Genomic DNA, 18,740 nt, shown 5'->3' on the forward strand with positions numbered 1-18,740 from the left:
TTCCCCGCGCCCCTCTTCGGGCTCGCCCCGCTTCTCGGGCCCGCCCCGCTTGGGAGGTCTGCGCCGAGGCGCAGGGCTGGCAAGCGCAGCGCGAGCCCGCCCCGGCGCGGGGTGCCGTTGCGTTCAACGCGCTGCCCCCGCACCACCGTTGACGACCGCCGCGCCGCCGTGGCCTGTCGCGCAGTTCCCCGCGCCCCTCATCGCGGGCCCACCCCGCTTGGGAGAACTGCGCCTTAGGCGCAGGGCTGGCAAGCGCAGCGCCTCAGCCCCGGCGCGGGGTGCACAACTGCCGTCACCGGGCCACCCCGTACGTCGTGGCTGGTCGCGCAGTTCCCCGCGCCCCTTCGGGCGCGTCCTCCCCGCGCCCCTGTGGGCGCTAGCCCACGTCACGGCGTCGTAGTCCCGCGAGGCCCAGGGTCAGGAGGGCGGCGGCTAGGGCGGTGAGGGTGAGGAGTGGGGGCCAGGAGAGGGCCGTGGCGGGGAGTTGGGGGATGTGGCCGAAGGGGGAGAGGTTGTCGGTCCAGTCGGGGAAGCGGAGGATTTTGCCGAGGTAGCCGACGACGAAGGCGTACACCGGGACGAGCCAGGCGAGGGCCGTCGCGCGGGGCGCCCAGCCGAAGAGGACGGCCGCGACACCGGCCGTGACCCAGAGCGCCGGCGCGTACGCGAGCGCGGCCCCGGTCAGCCGGAGGACGAGCCCGGCGTCGCCGGTGGAGGCCGCGCCCGCGAGGCCGAAGCCGAGGCCGGCGAGGAGCAGCGTGAGGGTGCCGCCGAGCAGCGCGACGGCGAGGTGGCTCCCGGCCCAGCGGGCCCGGGACAGCGCGGTGGCGAGCAGCGGTTCGGCCCGTCCCGCGGTCTCCTCGGCGCGCGGCCGGAGCGCGGCCATCACGACGTACACGGCGGCGACGATCGCGACGACGACCATCACGACGGAGGCGAAGGACTCCTCGAAGGACGCCCCGCCGGTCGCGGCGAGCGCCTGGTCCAGCGCGTCGACGCCCTCCAGCATGTCCCCCGCCTGCCCGAGGATCGAGCCGTACATCGCGCCGAGCAGCAGCAGGGCGGCGGCGAAGCCGAGGAGGACGCCGCGCTGGAGCCGCAGCGCGAGCCCGAACGGCCGGGTGAGCGCGGCGGAAGCGGTGGCCGTGCCCTGCCGGGCGGCGCGGAGCCCGGCCCCGAGGTCGCGGCGGACGCTGAGCGCGTAGCCGGTCCAGGCGAGCAGCGCGGCGGCGGCGAGGGAGAGGAGCAGCGGCGCCCAGTCGTCCCCGGCGAAGGGGTAGCTGCGCTGGGCCCAGCCGATCGGCGAGAGCCAGGAGAGCGCGCCGCCGCCGACGTCCCCGGCGGCGCGGAGCGCGTACGCGAGTCCGATGACGGCGAGTGCCGTGCCGGAGGCGCCCCGCGCGTACGGGGTGATCTGCGCGGTGACGGCGGCGACGGCCGCGAAGACCAGCCCGGTGGCGGCGTGCGCGGCCCCGTACAGCAGGGCGCCGCCCGCGGTGACGCCGTGGAGCCCGAGCGCGGCGAGGCCGGCGGCGAGCAGCAGTCCGAGCAGGAGGTTGGCGGCGAGGGCGGTGAGGAGTGCGGCGGTGAGCGCCGCGTGCCGTCCGACGACGGTGGAGCGCAGCAGTTCGGCCCGTCCGGTCTCCTCCTCGGCGCGGGTGTGCCGGACGACGAGGAGGACGCTCATCAGCCCGACGAGGACGGCGACGAAGCCGATCATCTGGTGGCCGAGCATCGCGCCGGGCGTGTAGCTCTCCAGGTACTGCTCGGGCCCGGTCATGGCGAGCGCGGCGGGGCTGCCCATGGTGCGGGCGGCGGCGGCACGGTCGGCGGGTTCGGGGTAGAGCTGTGCGAGGTTCTGCGCGGTGGCGAGCGTGCCGAGGACGAGCGCGAGCAGCCACACGGGGAGCCGCACCCGGTCCCGGCGCAGCGCGAACCGGACGAGCGTCCCGGTGCCGGTGAGGGGCCCGCCGGTGGCGGCGGCGCGCGGTACGGAGCCGACGGCGGTCATCGCCGGGCCTCCTCGGTCAGGTGGCCGTTGGCGGCGAGTTCGTCGCCGTAGTGGCGGAGCATGAGCTCCTCCAGCGTCGGCGGGTGGCTGGTGAGGCTGCGGATGCCGGAGGCGGTCAACTCGCGTACGGCGCGGTCGAGATGGGTGCCGTCGACGGCGAAGCGGACGCGGTTGCCCTCGGCGCTGACGTCGTGCACCCCGGGCAGGCCGCCGAGCCCGGGCACGGGCCGTTCGGTCTCGGCCTCGACGGTGGTGCGCGTCAGGTGGCGCATCTCGCCGAGGGTGCCGGACTGCACGGTCCGCCCGAGCCGGACGATGCTGACGCGGTCGCAGAGCTTCTCGACCTGGGCCAGGATGTGGCTGGAGAGCAGGACGGTCCGGCCCTCCTCCTTGGCCCGGAGGATGACGTCCTGGAAGACGACCTCCATCAACGGGTCGAGCCCGGCGGTCGGTTCGTCGAGCAGCAGCAGTTCCGCGTCGGACGCGAGGGCGGCCACGATGGCGACCTTCTGCCGGTTGCCCTTGGAGTAGGTGCGGCCCTTCTTGGTGGGGTCGAGGTCGAAGCGTTCGAGGAGTTCGTCGCGGCGGCGGGTGTCGAGTCCGCCGCGCAGCCTGGCGAGCAGGTCGATGCACTCGCCGCCGGTCAGGTTGGGCCACAGTTCGACGTCGCCGGGCACGTAGGCGAGGCGGCTGTGCAGGGCGACGGCGTCGCCCCAGGGGTCGCGGCCGAGCAGCCGTACGGTGCCGGCGTCGGCGCGGAGCAGGCCCAGCAGGACACGGACGGTGGTGGACTTCCCGGCGCCGTTCGGTCCGAGGAAGCCGTGCACCTCGCCGGTGCCGACCTCCAGCGAGAGGCCGTCCAGGGCGCGGGTCCGGCCGAAGGTCTTGACCAGGCCGGAGACAGAGATGGCGGAGTCTGCCGTCGCGTTCATACTCCCGAAGCTACGCTTGCTTCATAAATTTGTGAAGTTAAAGAAGTATCAAGAGTGCGAGCCGTACGGGGCCCCGGCGTGCGAGAGGATGGGGGCGTGATGGCGAACGACGATCAGCAGCGAGCGAACGAGCGGCCCAGCGGCCAGGAACCCCCCGAGCGCCCCTACGACGAGGACGTGTCCGCCTTCGTCGAACGCTTCGCCGCCGACATGACCGAGGCGGGCATGCCCCGCATGCCCTCCCGCGTCTTCGCCTGCCTGCTCGCCGAGGACAGCGGGGTGCTCGGCTCCTCCGAGATCGCCGAGCGCCTGCAGATCTCCCCCGCCGCCGTCTCGGGCGCCGTCCGCTACCTCAGCCAGGTCCGGATGATCAGCCGGGAACGGGTGCCGGGCTCCCGCCGCGAGCAGTACCGGCTGCACGCCGACGTCTGGTACGAGGCGATCGTGAACCGCGACGACGTCCTCGCCCGCTGGCTGACCACCTTCCGCACCGGCGTCGACGTGCTCGGCGCCCGCACCCCCGCCGGCGAACGCATGGGCGAGACCGTCGAGTTCTTCGAGTTCATGCGGGCCGAGCTGGACGGCATGGTCGAGCGCTGGCGCGCCCACCGGGCAGCACGCAGCCGCACCTGAAACCGGTGGCCCCGCTCCCCCGGCACAGCCAACATGGCTGCCATGACGAACAGTTGGAGCACCCCGGGCCGCCGCGCCGACATGTTCCTGCCCGCCGGGGACGACCCGCGCGCGGGCGCCGCGCCGCCGGACGGTGAACGCGCCGTGCTCGCCGCGTTCCTCCGCGGCCAGCGGGCGACGCTGGAGCTGAAGTGCTCCGGGCTCGACGCCGCCGCGCTCGCCCGTCGCTCGGCCGAACCGTCCACGATGTCCCTGCTCGGCCTCGTCCGGCACCTGGCCGACGTGGAACGCGGCTGGATGCGCGCCCGCGTCGCCGGACAGAACGTGGCACCGCGCTTCCGCTCGGCGGCCGACCCGGACGGGGACTTCGACGGCGCCGTCGCCGACCCGGAGGTCGTCGCCGGGGCGTGGCGCGCGTGGCGGGAGGAGACGGCGTTCACCGACCGCCTGCTGTCGTCGGCCTCCGGGCTCGACGCGGAGGTGCGGTACGTGGGGCACGACGGGGGTGCGGTGCGGGTCTCGCTGCGGGAGGTCGTCGTGCACCTCATCGAGGAGTACGCGCGCCACAACGGGCACGCGGATCTTCTCCGGGAGCGGGTGGACGGGCGGGTGGGGGAGTAGGGGGGCGCGGCGCTTCTCGGGGTGCGGGTGCCTGTGCGTGCGCGGGGTGCGGGTGCGTCGTGGCTCGGGCTTTTCGCGCAGTTCCCCGCGCCCCTTTTCGCGGGCTCGCCCCGCTCGTTCAGGTGCGGCGGCGCCGTGGCTCGGGCCTTTCGCGCAGTTCCCCGCGCCCCTTTCAGGGCGCTACCGCGCCCCCTGCGGTGGTACTGCCGGGACTGTGAGGCGGAGGGCGGCGGGGGCTACGGTCCAGGTGCGGGTGCGGAAGGGGCCGCGTTCGGACGTGTCGGCGCGGTAGTGGAAGTCGCGGCCGGAGACGGTGACCGCGCGGGCCCGGGCCCGGACGAAGCCGGCCGACGGGTCGGCGACGGCGACCGCGCGCGAGGCCGCGGCCAGCACCGAGTCCGGCAGCGACCGCGAGCGGACCGTCACCTCGGCCAGCCCCCGGCACCCGCTCGCACCCCGCCCGTCGACCGTCGAGACGGAGATCTCCTCCACCGCGCAGTCGAGATCGGCGAGCAGTTCCCCGTCGGCCTCGACGCGCAGCCGCTGCGGCTCCGGCCCCCGCTCCCGGCTCCCGCCCTGCTGCGGCACCTGCATGGTCCGCGCGAGGCTCCGCGCGACCCGGCGCAGCGGCGAGCCCGCACCCCCGTCGGCGCGCCCCGCGTCCGCCTCCGCGTCCTGCGCGTACGCCCCGGAGCCGGACGTACCCGACCCGGCGTCCGACCGCACCTCGCCCCCGTCCGCCGCCGGACGCGCGGCCCGCACGCTCAGCATCCCGCCGCGTACGCCCCGCGCCAGCGCGCCCGCCGCGACGCGGGAGGCGCCCTCCGGGGCCTCCTCCGGCTGCGGGGCGGGGATGCGCAGGCCGCCGATGACGACGCCGCCGCTCTCGTCGATCAGCACGTCGAAGCGGTGCTCGACCCCGGCGAGGACCGTGCGGGAGGCGGCCACCACGTCCGGCGGGAGCCCGAGCCCCCGGGTCAGCGCGACCGACTCCAGGGTGCCGACCGGGACCACCGACAGCTCCGCCTCGTCCAGCTCCCGGCCCCGGTGCAGCAGCTCGACGGCCCGCAGCAGCGACCGGTCGTCGCCGATCACGACCGGGCGGCGGCTGCCTCTGCGGGCCAGCATCCGCTCGGCCTCCTCGGGCCCGTCCGGCAGGCACACCTTGGCGCCGGGTGACCCGGCGCACAGCACGTCTCTCGCGATCCGCACCGATTCGGCGTCCGTGAGCCTGGCGACGGGGTCGACGAGCACGAGCAGCGGGGCCCGTGAGTCGTTCGCGGGGTCTGGAGCCGACACCTTGTTCCTCTCTCAGGTAACCTCTCGGTGCAAGAGCCCCTTTCGCTGTTGCGACAGGGGCTTCCTCTATCTGGGGCACCGGTCCGCGGCTCTTGCGATGGCAAAAGCGCCACGCACGTGGGACATGCCCCGCCCGGAAGGGGTGTACGCCTGTGCCCGCACTTGTGCTGCTCGGTGCTCAGTGGGGTGACGAAGGAAAGGGAAAGGCCACCGACCTGCTCGGTGGCTCAGTGGATTACGTGGTGCGCTACCAGGGCGGCAACAATGCCGGCCACACGGTCGTCGTCGGCGACCAGAAGTACGCGCTGCATCTGCTGCCTTCCGGGATTCTCTCGCCGGGGTGCACCCCGGTCATCGGCAACGGTGTCGTCGTCGATCCTTCGGTGCTGCTCTCCGAGCTGAGCGGCCTGAACGAGCGCGGCGTCGACACCTCCAAGCTGCTGGTCAGCGGTAACGCGCACCTGATCACCCCGTACCACACCGAGGTCGACAAGGTGACGGAACGCTTCCTCGGGAAGCGGAAGATCGGCACCACGGGCCGCGGTATCGGCCCGGCCTACGCGGACAAGATCAACCGGGTGGGCATTCGCGTCCAGGACCTCTTCGACGAGTCGATCCTGGAACAGAAGGTCGAGGCCGCTCTCGACTTCAAGAACCAGGTCCTCGCCAAGCTGTACAACCGACGCGCGGTCCGCGCCGAGCAGATCGTCGAGGAACTGCTGGGCTACGCCGACAAGATCGGCCCGTACGTCACGGACACCACGCTCACCCTGAACAACGCCATCGACGAGGGCAAGGTCGTCCTCTTCGAGGGCGGCCAGGGCACGCTGCTCGACGTCGACCACGGCACGTACCCCTTCGTCACCTCCTCGAACCCGACCTCGGGCGGGGCGTGCACGGGTGCGGGCGTCGGCCCGACGAAGATCAGCCGCGTCATCGGCATCCTGAAGGCGTACACGACCCGCGTCGGCGCGGGCCCGTTCCCGACGGAACTGTTCGACGAGGACGGCGAGGCGCTGCGGACCATCGGCGGCGAGCGCGGTGTCACCACCGGCCGTGACCGGCGCTGCGGCTGGTTCGACGCGGTCATCGCCCGCTACGCCACGCGCGTCAACGGCCTCACGGACTTCTTCCTCACCAAGCTCGACGTGCTGACCGGCTGGGAGCGCATCCCGGTCTGCGTCGCGTACGAGATCGACGGCAAGCGCGTCGAGGAACTGCCGTTCAACCAGAGCGACTTCCACCACGCCAAGCCGGTCTACGAGTACCTGCCGGGCTGGAGCGAGGACATCACGAAGGCCAAGACCTTCGAGGAGCTCCCGAAGAACGCGCAGGCGTACGTGAAGGCCCTGGAGGAGATGTCGGGCGCCCCGATCTCCGCCATCGGCGTCGGCCCCGGCCGCGACGAGACGATCCAGATCAACTCCTTCCTGGACTGATCACTCCTCCCCGCGCCCGCCGCGCGCCCCGGCCCTTTCCGGCCGCGGTGCGCGGCGGGCGCGGCGCGTTACCGCAAGTCCTCCCGGCGGGCGGGGTTTTGAGCCGCGGGACGGATTCAGCCAGAGTGCGGTTACGGGGCGTGGCCGGTTCGATGCCGAGGGTAGGCACGGGGAGGTGTGCGCGGCCGGGTGCTCCCCGGGCGCGGCGCCTGGAGGAGAACTCCGTTCCGGTACCCCGTGGAGGATCGTATGGTCGACCGCATTCCGGCCCTCACCGTCGTGCAGACCCCCGACGGCTGGAAACACTTCGCCTTTGCCGAGCACCGCTACGTGGAGTTCGACGACACCCGGATTCTGGACGCCGGGGAGATCGGGGGCGGCGACGGGCGCTGGCGCTCCGTCGTCCCGGAGATCTTCTGGCGGGACAACACCGACGCCGGCGTCGTCGGCGAGGCGTCCGTGTCGTACGGGGACCCGCGGTTCCACACGTACACCCTCGTCAAGGGCGAGGACGTGGCCGTCTTCCGGGACCGCGAACTCGTCGAGCAGAGCACCGTCGCCAAAAAGTGGAGCGGGATGAACTCCTGGCTCGGCGGGGCCGCGTTGCAGGCCCTCGGGACGGTCAGGCGCAACGGCGTCTGGAAACTCCTCGCCCTGTCGGGGGACCGCTATGGCTTCTTCGGCGACGGCAGCAAGGTGTGGGAGACCGGCACGATCTCCCGGAAGTGGCCGTTCCTTCCCCCGCGTTTCCAGACCGACATCGACTCCGTGGCGATCGTCCCCGAATCCCGGTGGAAGTACCTGTGCACCAAGGGCAGCGAGGTCGTCCTCTTCGACGACTCCGGGATCATCGAGGGTCCGCGCCCGGTCCAGGAGAAGTGGCCGCACCTGTGGCAGCGGCTCCAGGAGTGGGAGGGGACGGCTCCGCCGGCCACGGACGCCGGATCCGAGGCGCCCAGCGGTGCCGGTGAGACCGGGACGGCCACGCCTTCCGGCGGGATCACGCTGCCCGCGGGGGCCATCGAGCGGAAGCTGAGCGACGCCACATGGCCCGGATTCGAGGACTTCAAGCGGTACTTCGAGAGCTGCGCGCAGCAGTTCTGGGAGTACAAGACCCCGAAGGGGGTCCACCCCACCTCCTCGGCGATCGTCTTCGGTGACGGGGAGGTCAAGCAGACCGGGACCACGGGCTTCCCGCCCCGCCCGGTCATGAGCGAGACATGCGACGAGATGGTCCGGATCCTGAACACGGCGGAGTTCCGCGCCATGTACAACCTGCTTCCCGCCGGAACCCACGTGGTGAGCGCCTTCTGCCAGCTCTACGTGCTCAAGTACCGGGAGAAGCTGGGCCTGGCCGGGGCCAGGGGTACGTACACGCTCAGGTTCTCGGTGTGGCCCGATGTCCTGGAGCACCAGGACGAGGCGCAGTTTTCCCAGGACACCCTGGTCAGGTACTCGGCGTCGGACTCCAAGCGGACCTGGCCCGTTACCGTCTGCCTCTGAGTCCACCCACGGGTGAGGAGCGCGTACACCCCGGTGCGGTTGTCCACAGGGCTGTGGACAACCGCACCGGGGCTTTCCCCTCTGCGGCTACGCTGTGCGCCGTAGTGGAAGGAGGGGGAGCGGATGCCTCCGAGAAAGCCGCAGACCGAACGGCGACGGCGACTCGGCGCGGAGCTGCGCATCATGCGCGAACAGGCGGGGCTGACGATCAGCGAGGCGGCCGCCATGCACGGGACGGACCGCACCACCATGACCAACATCGAGGTGGGCCGTTTCGGCGTGAGCGCGGACCGCGTCCGGGTCTGGGCCTCCAACTACGCGTGCCGCGAGACGGATTACGTCAACGCCCTGGCCAACATGGCCAAGGAGCGCGGACCCCACTGGTGGGACGAGTACCGGGACCTGCTCAACGCCGGGGTCCTGGACCTCGCGGAGATGGAGCAGTACGCGGTTGCGCTCCGGACGTCCCAGATCACGCATGTGCCTGGGCTGCTCCAGCACAAGGCGTACACGAAGGCCGTCTTCCGGCACGCTGTTCCGGCGCTGGCGCCCGATGACTTCGAGCGCAAGGTGAACTTCCGAATGGAGCGCCGTCGAGTGCTCGACCGCGAGGGCCGGCCGCAGTTCACCTTCCTCATCCATGAGGTGGCCCTGCACATGCGGTTCGGGGACAGCAACAGCACCCGGGCACAGTTGAAGCACCTGCTGGAACAGACGGACCGGGAGAACGTGACGATCCGCGTCATCCCCTTCGCCGCAGGCGGGTTCGCCACCGCGGGCGTCTCCACTTCGTATGCCTACGGTCCTGTTGCCAGACTGGACATGGCGCAGACGGACATTCCGACCGGCTCGTTGTTCCAGCACGCCGAGACGCCTCTGGCCAACTACCGGGAAGTCCATGACCGGATGGAGCGCATCTCCCTCGATCCGGAAGCGTCCAGGAAGTTCATCCACGCAGAACTGACACAGCTCTGAAGGCGGGAGAAGAAGAGTGGAACCGCAGTGGCGCAAGTCCTCGTTCTCGGAGACCGACGACTGCCTCGAACTGGCCTCGCACGACGGCGACATACTGGTTCGGGAGAGCGACGATCCCACGTCGGTCGTCCGAACGAGCCCTACGAAGCTGCGCGCTTTTCTGGCAGGCGCCAAGGCGGGCGAGTTCGACGACCTGGTATGACGCACCAACTCCCCGCAGGCATATGCCATTTCGAGGAACTTCCGTCAAATATGTTGGATGCGCCGCCATCTTGGATATAGCGTTGCCGTACGCTCGCGACGCATGGGCGTCCGGGCGCACAAAGGCGCCCCGGCGGTGCTAGCAACACCCCGGGGCATGGCCAACGCTTACCAGGAGCGTCAGCATGTCTCACCGTATCTCTCGGTTACTCTCCCGTCTCCTGCCGCCTCTGATCGCGCTGCTGCTTCCGGCCACCGGGCGGCACCGGGTGTGTTCCTGCGGCGGGCGGCGGCGGTCCGTCGTGCGGCGGCGGACCACCACCTCCGGGCTCGGGCTGCTCGTCCGGGCGCTCGATCCGCCTCAATTGCCCTGTCCCGACGAGACGTTCGACGTCACGGGTCCGCTCGTCCGCCCGTACCTTCTCGCGCACGAGCGTGCGACGGGGGTGGCAGCATGACGCGGCACGTGGACCGGGTGCCGAGCAAAGGTGTGGAACGGGAGGCGGACGGGCGGTTCGCGATCCCTCTGTGGCTGCGGCGGGACGGGCACTTCGACGGGGACGTGGCGCTGCGGCTCACCCCGGCCGAGGCCGAGCTGCTGCACGCGCAGCTCTGCTTCGCGCTCGACGGGCACCCGGTCACGCGCGGCGGCGTGCCGGGCCTTCCGGCACCCGACTGCCGGAAGGCCACGCTGGGCAGCGCGGGGGTGCGTTGGCCCTGAGGCGGGATCGCGGAAAATAACCCGGAGAAATTCTCGTGATCGTGCATCTGCCCGCCCTTTCCGTGCGTCTCACCATCGGGCCACGTTCTGAAGTGGCCGCACATAAGGGGCATTTGGAGTATGCAACTTGAAAATTCGCATGAAAGGCAGGCGCCGGGTGTACGCGCTTGTCTCCGCCGGGACGGTGCTGGCCGCGGGTACGTTCGGGGCGGCCGGTGCCGTCGCCACCCAGGCACCGGAGATCTCCGCCAAGGGCGGATACGTGATGAACGACGGTTCGGGGGAGGAGCTCTTCTCCAAATCGGCGGACACACGCCGTTCCACCGGCTCCACCACCAAGGTCATGACCGCCAAGGTGGTGCTGGAACAGAAGAATCTTGACCTGGACAAGAAGGTCACGATCCAGAAGGCGTACAGCGACTACATCGTCGGGAAGACCGGCTCCTCGGCGCGTCTGATCGTCGGCGACAAGGTCACCGTCCGCCAGCTGCTGTACGGGATGATGCTCCCGTCCGGCTGCGACGCGGCGTACGCGCTGGCCGACACCTACGGCAGCGGGGCCTCCCGCTCGGCGCGGGTGAAGTCCTTCATCGGCAAGATGAACGACGAGGCCGGGGAACTCGGTCTGAAGAACACGAACTTCGACTCGTTCGACGGCATCGGGAACGGCGCGAACTACTCGACGCCGCGTGACCTGACGAAGCTCGCCTCCAGCGCCATGCAGAACCCGACGTTCCGCGACGTCGTGCAGACCAAGTCCGTCAAGGAGAAGGTCGACACGAAGAACGGCGGCTACCGCTACATGGAGTGGGAGAACACCAACAGCCTGCTCAGCACGTACCAGGGCACGCTCGGCATCAAGACCGGCTCGGGCCCGGCCTCCGGGTACTCCCTGGTCTTCGCCGCCGAACGGAACGGCAAGACCGTCGCCGGCACCGTCCTCGGCGCCCCGTCGGCGGGGAAGCGCACGGCCGACGCCAAGCGCCTCCTGGACGACGCCTTCGAGGGCTGACCTGGCTCACCTGGCTGACCGGGCTCACCGCCCCGTACCGGCGGGTTCCGCGACGGGACCCGCAGCCCGGTGCGGGGCGGTGGTACGTGCGGTGCGGCGCAGCACGGCCAGCGCCACCAGGGCCGCGGCGAGGGAGGCCAGGCCGCCGCCGTACAGGCCCGCGCGGGCGCCGAGCTGTTCCGTGAGCAGGCCGGTGAGCAGGGCACCCAGCGGGGTGCTGCCCTGCACGATCACGGTGTAGAGGGCGAGGACGCGGCCCCGGTAGGCGGCCTCGGTGCCCAGCTGGACACGGTGGTTGGCGGCCTGCGAGAAGTACAGCATCGCGAAGCCGGTCAGCCCGAGCGCGAGCGCAGCCGAGACGTACCCGGGCGCGAGACCGGCCAGGGTTTCCAGGACTCCGAAGGCGAGCGCGGCGAGGACGACGGTGCGGGCCGCGGGCCTGCCGCGCCGGGCCGTGGTGACCAGCGCGGCCAGCAGGGAGCCGACGGCGAGCGCCGTGGTGAGCAGACCGAAGGACGCGGGCCCCGCGTCGAAGACGGTCTTGGCCATCAGGGGCAGCGTCAGCTGGAAGTTGAAGCCGACGAGCCCGACGACGGCGGTGAGCGCCAGCGGCAGCACGAGGTCGCCCCGGGAGAGGACGTAGCGGAGTCCGTCGCCGACTCCGGCGTTGCCGGGGCGGCGGGCGGAGCGGTGCAGTTCGGCGGGGCGCATCAGCAGCAGGCCGAGGACGGTGGCGAGGTAGCTGGCCGCGTTGAGCAGCATCACGGCCGGGGTGCCGACGGTGGAGATCAGCAGTCCGGCGACGGCGGGCCCCAGGACCCTGGCGGTGTTGAAGTAGGCGGCGCTCAACGCGGAGGCGTTGGGCAGGAGTTCGGAGCCGACGAGTTCGCTGACGAAGGACATCCGGGTCGGGATCTCCACCGCGTTGACGGTGCCGAGCGCGGCCGCCGCCACCGCCACGTGCCAGAACCGGACTGAGCCGGTGAGCACGGCGAGCGCGAGCAGCGCGGCGAAGGTGCCGGAGACGAGGTTCGCGGCGATCAGCAGGACGCGCTTGTCGTAGCGGTCGGCGAGCCGTCCGCCGAGCATCGTCAGCAGCAGCACCGGCGCGAACTGGAGCGCGGTGACCAGCCCCAGGGCGCCCGCCGAGTCGTCCGTCATGCGTAGCACCAGCCAGTCCTGCGCGGTGACCATCATCCAGGTTCCGGAGACGGAGGCGACCTGGCCGACGGCGAACAGCCGGAAGTTGCGCACCCCGAGCGAGCGGAACGTACGGCGCAGCAGGGGCTCGCGGGCCCGCTCCCCGGTCACCGGGCGGCGCCGGAGAGGCAGTCCTCCAGGAAGGAGAGCAGCCGCAGGTGGTACGCGCCGGCCGCGTGGCCGAGGCTGATGTTGTGGCCCGCGCCGGGCTGCCGGTCCAGCAGGACGCGGCGGCTGCCGAGCCGTGCCGCCATGTCGGCGAGGGACGCCTCGTCGTGCCGCCACCAGCGCTCGTGCTCGGCGAAGGTCAGCCGCAGCGGGATGCGCACCCGTGGTGCCAGCGCGTCGAACGTGTCCTGCCAGGTGGGGAGTTCGGCGGCCTCGCGGGCTGGCATCGGGCTCGTCAGGCGGGCGACGTGGCGGAAGGTCTCGGGCGCGTAGCTGCGCAGCGGGCCCCAGTGCAGGTGGTGGGTGCGGACGCCGTCGCCGGGCTCCGGCGGGCGGACGGCCCAGCGGTGGCCGAGTCCCGAGATGTCGGCGCCGAGGAGGCGGTAGCCGTGCGCGTCCTCGTGGGCCGCGGCGGTGGCCAGGGCGAGCTTGCCGCCGTAGGAGTGCGCGGCGAGGAAGTAGCCTGCGTCGACGGCGTGTTGGCGGGCGAAGGCGGTGAGGGCGCCGCGCAGGACCGCCGCCTGGCCGGTCAGTCCGAGGCCCTCGGGGAGCTCGCGCGCCGAGTCGCCGTAGCCGGGGCGGTCGAGCGCGAGGACGGTGTGGCCCCGCCGGGCGGCGAGGGCGAGCAGGGACAGCTCGGGGCTGCCCGGGCAGTCGAAGTACCCCGCGCTCATGCCGCCGCCGTGCAGGGCGACGACGGTCGCGCGGGGTCGCGCCGCCGCGGCGTCCGCCGGGGGCTCGGCGAGCAGTCCGGACAGGGTGATGCCGTCGGCGGCCTCCACCGTGATGCGGCGTACGGGCGTGCTCGCGGGGGCGGTGAGGGTCGGTTCTGCGGGCATCGGCGGGTGTCCTCCGCTTCGGCGGGCGCCCTTCTCGCGGGGCGCGGGGAACGAGCGCACCCCGCACCGTGACGGGGCGGGGTGGCGTGGCGCGAAATGGTGCGGGTGCTACACGGCCTCGGCCGGCTTCCGGTCGGGGAGGCCGAGGTTGGGGATGCCCAGGAAGCGGACGTTGGCGCGTACCAGGGGCTGGATGAGGAGGCCGACGGCGGCGAGGAAGGCGACGGTGCCGATGCCGGCGGGGCCGCCCATCAGGATGCCGGTGACCAGCAGGGTGACCTCGATGCTGCCCTTGCCCGCCCAGAACGGCCAGCGCCATTTGCGGGTCATGGTGATGGCGAGCAGGTCGATGGCGCGGATACCGAAGCTGCTCATGATGATGAGCGCCGAGCCGTAGGCGCAGAGCATGGAGGCGAGGATCAGCAGCCCGGCGGGGTGGACCGTCAGCAGGTCGGCCGGGTCGGCCCAGAGCAGCAGGTCGATGACGCTGCCGCAGAGGAAGAACGTCAGCATCGGGGCCAGCAGCGGTCTGCTGCGGGTCCACAGCGCGACGGTGGCCAGGCAGACGAGGGCGACGCCGGTCTGCGCCAGGCCGACGGTGACGGGCAGGTGCTCCATTAATCCGAGGGCGAAGACGTCGAGCGGGTCGGCCCCGAGCTCGGAGTGGATGAAGAGGTAGGCGCCGCTGGAGAAGACGGCGCAACCGGCCAGATAGACGAGGTACTTGGCGATTCTCGGCGGATCGGTGGCGCTCATGTGCGCTCCTGGTCTCGGTAGGGCGTGAGAGGTCCGGCGGCGGTGCCGTCCGGAGGCGGGGGCCGCACCCGCCGGCCGCGCCGTGCGCACGGGGGTGGACGCACGGCGCGGGCCGGCGGGGCGGCGGACCGGGGAACCCGGCCGGGAGCTGCGGGCACAGCCGTCTCCCGGGGGTTCCGCCGCCGGAGGACTCCGGCGGCGCAGAACCCATCAGACGACTTCAACTCATGTTGAAGTCAACTCCTCGCTGCGAACGGGGAGTTGGACCACGTCCGACTCCCCCACGCGGCCGGGGGCGCTCAGTCGTTGACGAAGCAGACCGTGTTGCCCTCGGGGTCGCGTACGACGAAGCCGCGCGACTCCTCGCCCTCCAGGCGCGAGGGGTTCAGGGCGGCGAGGTCCTCGTAGGCCGCGTCGACGTCGACCCCGGTGAAGATGGTCTCCGCACCCTTGGTCGCGCGGCTCTGGAGCAGAATCCCGTGGCCGTTCCCGTCGAGGACGACCTCGTCCTCCTTCTCCGCGACGGTCTTCATGCCGAGCTTGTCGCGGTAGAAGGACGCCATGGCCTCCAGGTCCTCGCAGTAGTACACCGTGAGGCTGAGCCGTCCGTGCATTTCTCCTCCTGTGTTTCTCGTGGTTCCGGTGGGTGGTCCCACCTGTGCCGCCCGCGCCGGCCCCGTGCCGCCGCGGGCAGACGTCCTCATGCCCCGGCCGGGGCCCCGTACCGGGCGAGCTCCCCCAGCAGCTCCGCCTGGCGGAGGGATTCCTCCTCCTCGATCCGGTCCCGGTGGCCGGCGCCGCGGCGGACGGCGGCGGCGAACGCGCCGACGGTGCCCGCCACTTGGTCGTCCGGCTCCAGCGGCAGCTCCTCCACTCCCCCGGGCCGCTCCAGCCGCAGCCGGGGCACGTGGCCCGCGGGCGGGGTGAAGGCGTGGTCCAGGACGAGGCGGCCCAGCTCCCCGGTCAGCTCGTACGCGGAGCGGTAGCCGTGGTCGATGCCGAAGGCGAGCTGGACGCCCGCCCCGTCCGGGGTGCGCAGCAGCGCGGAGCCCGCGGTGTCCACGCCGTGGCGCGGGTCCTGCCGCAGAACCGCGCCGACGACGGACAGGCCGGGCCCGAGCAGGTGCAGGGCCGCGCGTACGGGGTAGACCCCGGTGTCCCACAGCGCGCCGCCGCCCAGCGCGGGGCTGTGCCGGATGTCGCCCTCGGGCCGCGCGGGGACGGTGAACTCGGCGCGGAACGCGCGCAGTTCGCCGAGCGCGCCGTCGGCGAGGAGCTCGCGCACGCGCGCGTGCTGGCGGTGCCGGAGGAACATCACGTTCTCCCGCAGGACGAGGCCCCGCTCCCGTGCCGTCGCGAACAGCGCCGCGGTGCGCTCCGCTTCGAGCGTCAGCGGCTTCTCGGCCAGCACGTGCTTGCCCGCGTCCAGCGCCGCCGCCACCCAGTCGGCGTGCAGCGCGTTGGGCAGCGGCACGTACACGGCCTCGACGTCGGGGTCGGCGAGCAGCGCCTCGTAGCCGCCTACGGCCCGGCAGCCGTACGGGCGCGCGGTCTCCTCGGCCCGGTGCGCCTCGCGCGCGGCGACGGCGGCGAGTTCGGCGTCCGGGTGGGCGGCGATCGCGGGCAGCATCCGGCGGCGGGCGATCTCGGCGCAGCCGAGGACGCCGAACCGCACGGGTTCCGCTTCGGTCACAGCGTCACCGCACCGGTGTTGAGGCAGGCCAGCAGGGTGCGGGCCTGGACGTTGACGTAGTGCCCGTGCCGGGTCAGCGAGCCGAGCTGCGCGGGCGTCACCCAGCGGTAGCCGGGAGGCGGTTCGGTGACCGTCTCCCCCGGCAGGTCCTGGGCGTCCACGAACAGGTAGCGGCTCTCCGCGTTGAGGAAGCGGCCGCCCTCCTCGGAGTGCACGGCCTCGTAGCGGATGCGGGAGGGCTCGGCGGCCAGCACCTCGGCCAGGTACGGCGGGCGGCCGTCGGGGCCGAGGTGCGCGTGGTTCTCCGGCGTGTACTGGACGGTGGGGCCGATCTCGACGGTGTCGAGGAACCCGCCCTCCACCCTGGCGTGCGCCAGCAGGTGCGGCACCCCGTCGATCCGGCGGGTGAGGAACGCGGTGACGCCGGTGCCGACCGGCTCGAACAGCGGCTGGGTCCAGCCCGTCACCTCCCGGTTCCCGGCCTGGACGGCGAGGGCGACCACCCGGAAGTAGCGGCCCGCCTCGTGGTGGACGCTCCACTCGTCCCGCTGCCAGCCCGGGGTGGAGCGCAGCGGCGTGAGCCGGGTGTGCAGGTCGTGCCGGGAGCGCTCGCCGGTGAACCAGGACAGCAGCCCGGTGTCGCTGTGCAGGGCGAGGTCGCCGGTGAGGGCGCCGGGCAGGCAGGCCAGGACGGTGCGGGCGTCCATGTTGACCACGTTGTCCCGGCGGAGGAGTTCGCCCAGCTGCCCGAGGGTCAGCCAGCAGAAGTCCTCGTCGACGGGCACCTCCTCGTCGGTGACGACGAGCATGTTCCGGTTGGACTTCCGGTAGAACCAGGAGCCGTGCTCGGACTGGAGGACGTCGGCCAGCGGCCGTCCGCGCCCCGGCCGTACGAAGTACTCGATGTACTTCACGTCCGCGCCGCGGTGCACCTTGGTGTAGTTGCTGCGGGTGGCCTGCACCGTCGGCGAGAGCTGGAGCAGGTTGGGGTTGCCCGGCTCCATCTTGGCCTGCATCAGGAAGTGCAGGACGCCGTCGAACTCCTTGGCCAGGATGCCCAGGATGCCGACCTCGGGCTGCTTGATGACGGGCTGGTGCCACTCGGGGAAGGGCGCTTCGCCGGTGCGCGCGTGCATCCCCTCGACGGTGAAGAACCGTCCGCTGCGGTGCACCAGGTTGCCGGTCTCCGGGGCGAAGGACCAGCCGTCGAGCCCGTCGAACGGTATCCGTTCGACGGCGAAGCGGTGGGCCCGGCCGCGGGCCGCCAGCCAGGGCGCGAAGTCCCCGGTGGCGAGCTGCGTCCCTTCCGTCCGGGCCGCGGCCGAGCGGGCCAGCAGCTCCGGCAGCCGGACGTCGGCGCGGGTGGTGAGGCGGAGCGCGGGGGCCGTCGCCGCCGGGGTCATGTGTGGCTCCCGACGAACTCCCGTACCGAGGCGACGACATAGTCGATCATCTCGTCGGTCAGGCCGGGGTAGACGCCCGTCCAGAAGGTGTGCTCGGTGACGAAGTCGCTGTTGGCCAGGTCGCCCACCACGCGGTGCGGGACGTCGGTGTAGGCGGGCTGCCGGGTCAGGTTGCCGGCGAACAGCCTGCGGGTGCCGATCTTCCGGCTCTCCAGGAAGTCCACCAACGCGGCCCGGGTGAAGGGCGCTTCCGGGTCGACGGACAGGATGAAGCCGAACCAGCTCGGGTCGCTGCCGGGCGTCGGCTCGGGGAGCCGCAGGTGCGGCACCCCGTCGAGCCCCTCGCGCATCCGGCGCCAGTTGCGGCGCCTGGCCTCGACGAAGCCGTCCAGCTTGTCGAGCTGGGTCAGGCCCAGCGCCGCCTGGAGGTCGGTGGCCTTCAGGTTGTACCCGACGTGGCTGAAGATGTACTTGTGGTCGTAGCCGGCGGGCAGCCGCCCCAGCTGGTGGTCGAAGCGCTTGAGGCAGGTGTTGGACTTGCCCGGCTCGCACCAGCAGTCCCGCCCCCAGTCCCGCAGTGACTCCACGACGCGATGCAGCTTCAGGTTCGAGGTGAGGACGCAGCCGCCCTCGCCCATCGTCAGATGGTGCGCGGGGTAGAAGCTGACGGTGGTGAGGTCGCCGAAGGTGCCGGTGAGCTGCCCGCCGTAGGTGGAGCCGACGGCGTCGCAGTTGTCCTCGACGAAGAACAGGTCGTGTTCCTTGGCGAGTTGGGCGATCTCGGCGACCTCGAAGGGGTTGCCCAGCGCGTGCGCGATCATGATGGCGCGGGTCTTCGGGCCGATCGCCTCGGCCACCCGGTCCGCCGTGGTGTTGTAGATGCCCAGCTCGATGTCGACGAAGACGGGCACCAGGCCGTTCTGCACGATGGGGTTCACCGTCGTCGGGAAACCCGCCGCCACGGTGATCACCTCGTCGCCGGGGCGGAGCCTGCGGTCGCCCAGGACGTGCGAGGTCAGCGCGGTCAGCGCCAGCAGGTTCGCGGAGGAGCCCGAGTTGGTCAGGTGGGCCTTGCGCCGCTTCAGCAGCTTCGCGAACCGCGACTCGAACCGCTGCGAGCGGCTCCCCGCGGCGATGGTCATCTCCAGCGCGGCCTCGACGAGCGCCGCGCGGTCGTCGGCGTCGAGCACGGCGCCGGAGGGCCAGATCTCGGTGACGCCGGGGACGAAGCCGCCGCCGGACTGCTGCTCCAGGTGGTACTTGCGGGTCTCGTCGAGCACCAGGGCCTTGTGGTCGGTGCCGGGGCCGTGCCCGGTGGGGTCGCTCATGTCGCG

General features: G+C 72.2%; 18 protein-coding genes. 8 read left to right on the forward strand and 10 right to left on the reverse strand.

Translation table 11 applies throughout. From position 1 onward, the window contains the following. Positions 1 to 376 precede the first annotated feature (376 nt). Positions 377 to 2,011, reverse strand: a complete 1,635-nt coding sequence (locus HCC30_RS14835) for an ABC transporter permease (protein ID WP_169442983.1) — start codon at positions 2,009 to 2,011, stop codon at positions 377 to 379. Further along, positions 2,008 to 2,943: an ABC transporter ATP-binding protein gene (locus HCC30_RS14840; RefSeq protein ID WP_169442984.1), complete on the reverse strand. Its 936-nt coding sequence runs from the start codon at positions 2,941 to 2,943 to the stop codon at positions 2,008 to 2,010. The genes HCC30_RS14835 and HCC30_RS14840 overlap by 4 nt, the downstream gene beginning before the upstream one ends. A gap of 99 nt (positions 2,944 to 3,042) precedes the next feature. Between HCC30_RS14840 and HCC30_RS14845 the strand changes: the two genes are divergently transcribed. Both HCC30_RS14845 and HCC30_RS14850 read left to right on the forward strand, forming a co-directional pair. Continuing rightward, positions 3,043 to 3,576, forward strand: coding sequence for a MarR family transcriptional regulator (locus HCC30_RS14845; RefSeq protein ID WP_169442985.1), 534 nt, complete (start codon positions 3,043 to 3,045; stop codon positions 3,574 to 3,576). Positions 3,577 to 3,618: 42 nt separating this feature from the next. After that, positions 3,619 to 4,197, forward strand: a complete 579-nt coding sequence (locus HCC30_RS14850; RefSeq protein WP_206323839.1) for a DinB family protein — start codon at positions 3,619 to 3,621, stop codon at positions 4,195 to 4,197. 180 nt (positions 4,198 to 4,377) lie between these two features. Here HCC30_RS14850 and HCC30_RS14855 read toward each other — a convergent pair whose 3' ends face one another. After that, positions 4,378 to 5,496: a hypothetical protein gene (locus HCC30_RS14855; protein ID WP_346776635.1), complete on the reverse strand. Its 1,119-nt coding sequence runs from the start codon at positions 5,494 to 5,496 to the stop codon at positions 4,378 to 4,380. 152 nt (positions 5,497 to 5,648) lie between these two features. Between HCC30_RS14855 and HCC30_RS14860 the strand changes: the two genes are divergently transcribed. The 6 genes from HCC30_RS14860 to HCC30_RS14885 all read left to right on the forward strand — a co-directional run bounded on the left by HCC30_RS14860 (position 5,649) and on the right by HCC30_RS14885 (position 11,347). Beyond that, the gene (locus HCC30_RS14860) at positions 5,649 to 6,935 is read left to right on the forward strand and encodes an adenylosuccinate synthase (protein ID WP_169442987.1); all 1,287 of its coding nucleotides are present in this window, start codon (positions 5,649 to 5,651) and stop codon (positions 6,933 to 6,935) included. Positions 6,936 to 7,184: 249 nt separating this feature from the next. Then, on the forward strand, positions 7,185 to 8,438 hold the full coding sequence (locus tag HCC30_RS14865) for a hypothetical protein (RefSeq protein WP_169442988.1): 1,254 nt from the start codon (positions 7,185 to 7,187) through the stop codon (positions 8,436 to 8,438). A gap of 123 nt (positions 8,439 to 8,561) precedes the next feature. Then, positions 8,562 to 9,413: a Scr1 family TA system antitoxin-like transcriptional regulator gene (locus HCC30_RS14870; RefSeq protein WP_169442989.1), complete on the forward strand. Its 852-nt coding sequence runs from the start codon at positions 8,562 to 8,564 to the stop codon at positions 9,411 to 9,413. Positions 9,414 to 9,429: 16 nt separating this feature from the next. Beyond that, positions 9,430 to 9,615: a DUF397 domain-containing protein gene (locus HCC30_RS14875; RefSeq protein ID WP_169442990.1), complete on the forward strand. Its 186-nt coding sequence runs from the start codon at positions 9,430 to 9,432 to the stop codon at positions 9,613 to 9,615. A gap of 453 nt (positions 9,616 to 10,068) precedes the next feature. Continuing rightward, the gene (locus tag HCC30_RS14880; protein WP_206323841.1) at positions 10,069 to 10,335 is read left to right on the forward strand and encodes a hypothetical protein; all 267 of its coding nucleotides are present in this window, start codon (positions 10,069 to 10,071) and stop codon (positions 10,333 to 10,335) included. A 139-nt stretch (positions 10,336 to 10,474) separates the two neighbouring features. Next, on the forward strand, positions 10,475 to 11,347 hold the full coding sequence (locus HCC30_RS14885; protein WP_169442991.1) for a serine hydrolase: 873 nt from the start codon (positions 10,475 to 10,477) through the stop codon (positions 11,345 to 11,347). Positions 11,348 to 11,371: 24 nt separating this feature from the next. Here the strand turns inward: HCC30_RS14885 and HCC30_RS14890 are convergent, their stop codons facing one another. The 7 genes from HCC30_RS14890 to rfbH all read right to left on the reverse strand — a co-directional run bounded on the left by HCC30_RS14890 (position 11,372) and on the right by rfbH (position 18,734). Continuing rightward, on the reverse strand, positions 11,372 to 12,658 hold the full coding sequence (locus tag HCC30_RS14890; RefSeq protein ID WP_346776636.1) for an MFS transporter: 1,287 nt from the start codon (positions 12,656 to 12,658) through the stop codon (positions 11,372 to 11,374). Beyond that, positions 12,655 to 13,554, reverse strand: a complete 900-nt coding sequence (locus HCC30_RS14895) for an alpha/beta fold hydrolase (protein ID WP_169442992.1) — start codon at positions 13,552 to 13,554, stop codon at positions 12,655 to 12,657. Before HCC30_RS14895 ends, HCC30_RS14890 begins: the two co-directional genes overlap by 4 nt. A gap of 108 nt (positions 13,555 to 13,662) precedes the next feature. Continuing rightward, complete coding sequence (locus HCC30_RS14900) at positions 13,663 to 14,310, reverse strand: hypothetical protein (RefSeq protein WP_169442993.1); 648 nt, start codon at positions 14,308 to 14,310, stop codon at positions 13,663 to 13,665. 299 nt (positions 14,311 to 14,609) lie between these two features. Then, entirely contained in the window at positions 14,610 to 14,924 is a 315-nt protein-coding gene (locus HCC30_RS14905; RefSeq protein WP_169442994.1) for a VOC family protein, read from the reverse strand. 86 nt (positions 14,925 to 15,010) lie between these two features. Continuing rightward, the gene (locus tag HCC30_RS14910; RefSeq protein WP_346776637.1) at positions 15,011 to 16,003 is read right to left on the reverse strand and encodes a Gfo/Idh/MocA family oxidoreductase; all 993 of its coding nucleotides are present in this window, start codon (positions 16,001 to 16,003) and stop codon (positions 15,011 to 15,013) included. Continuing rightward, on the reverse strand, positions 16,000 to 17,406 hold the full coding sequence (locus HCC30_RS14915; protein WP_169442995.1) for an NDP-hexose 2,3-dehydratase family protein: 1,407 nt from the start codon (positions 17,404 to 17,406) through the stop codon (positions 16,000 to 16,002). The genes HCC30_RS14910 and HCC30_RS14915 overlap by 4 nt, the downstream gene beginning before the upstream one ends. Further along, a complete protein-coding gene (gene rfbH / locus HCC30_RS14920; protein ID WP_169442996.1) occupies positions 17,403 to 18,734 on the reverse strand; it encodes a lipopolysaccharide biosynthesis protein RfbH in 1,332 nt (443 codons plus the stop codon). Before rfbH ends, HCC30_RS14915 begins: the two co-directional genes overlap by 4 nt. Positions 18,735 to 18,740: the final 6 nt, after the last annotated feature.

This window comes from Streptomyces sp. HNM0574, assembly GCF_012726235.1.
In the GTDB taxonomy this organism is placed as follows: domain Bacteria; phylum Actinomycetota; class Actinomycetes; order Streptomycetales; family Streptomycetaceae; genus Streptomyces.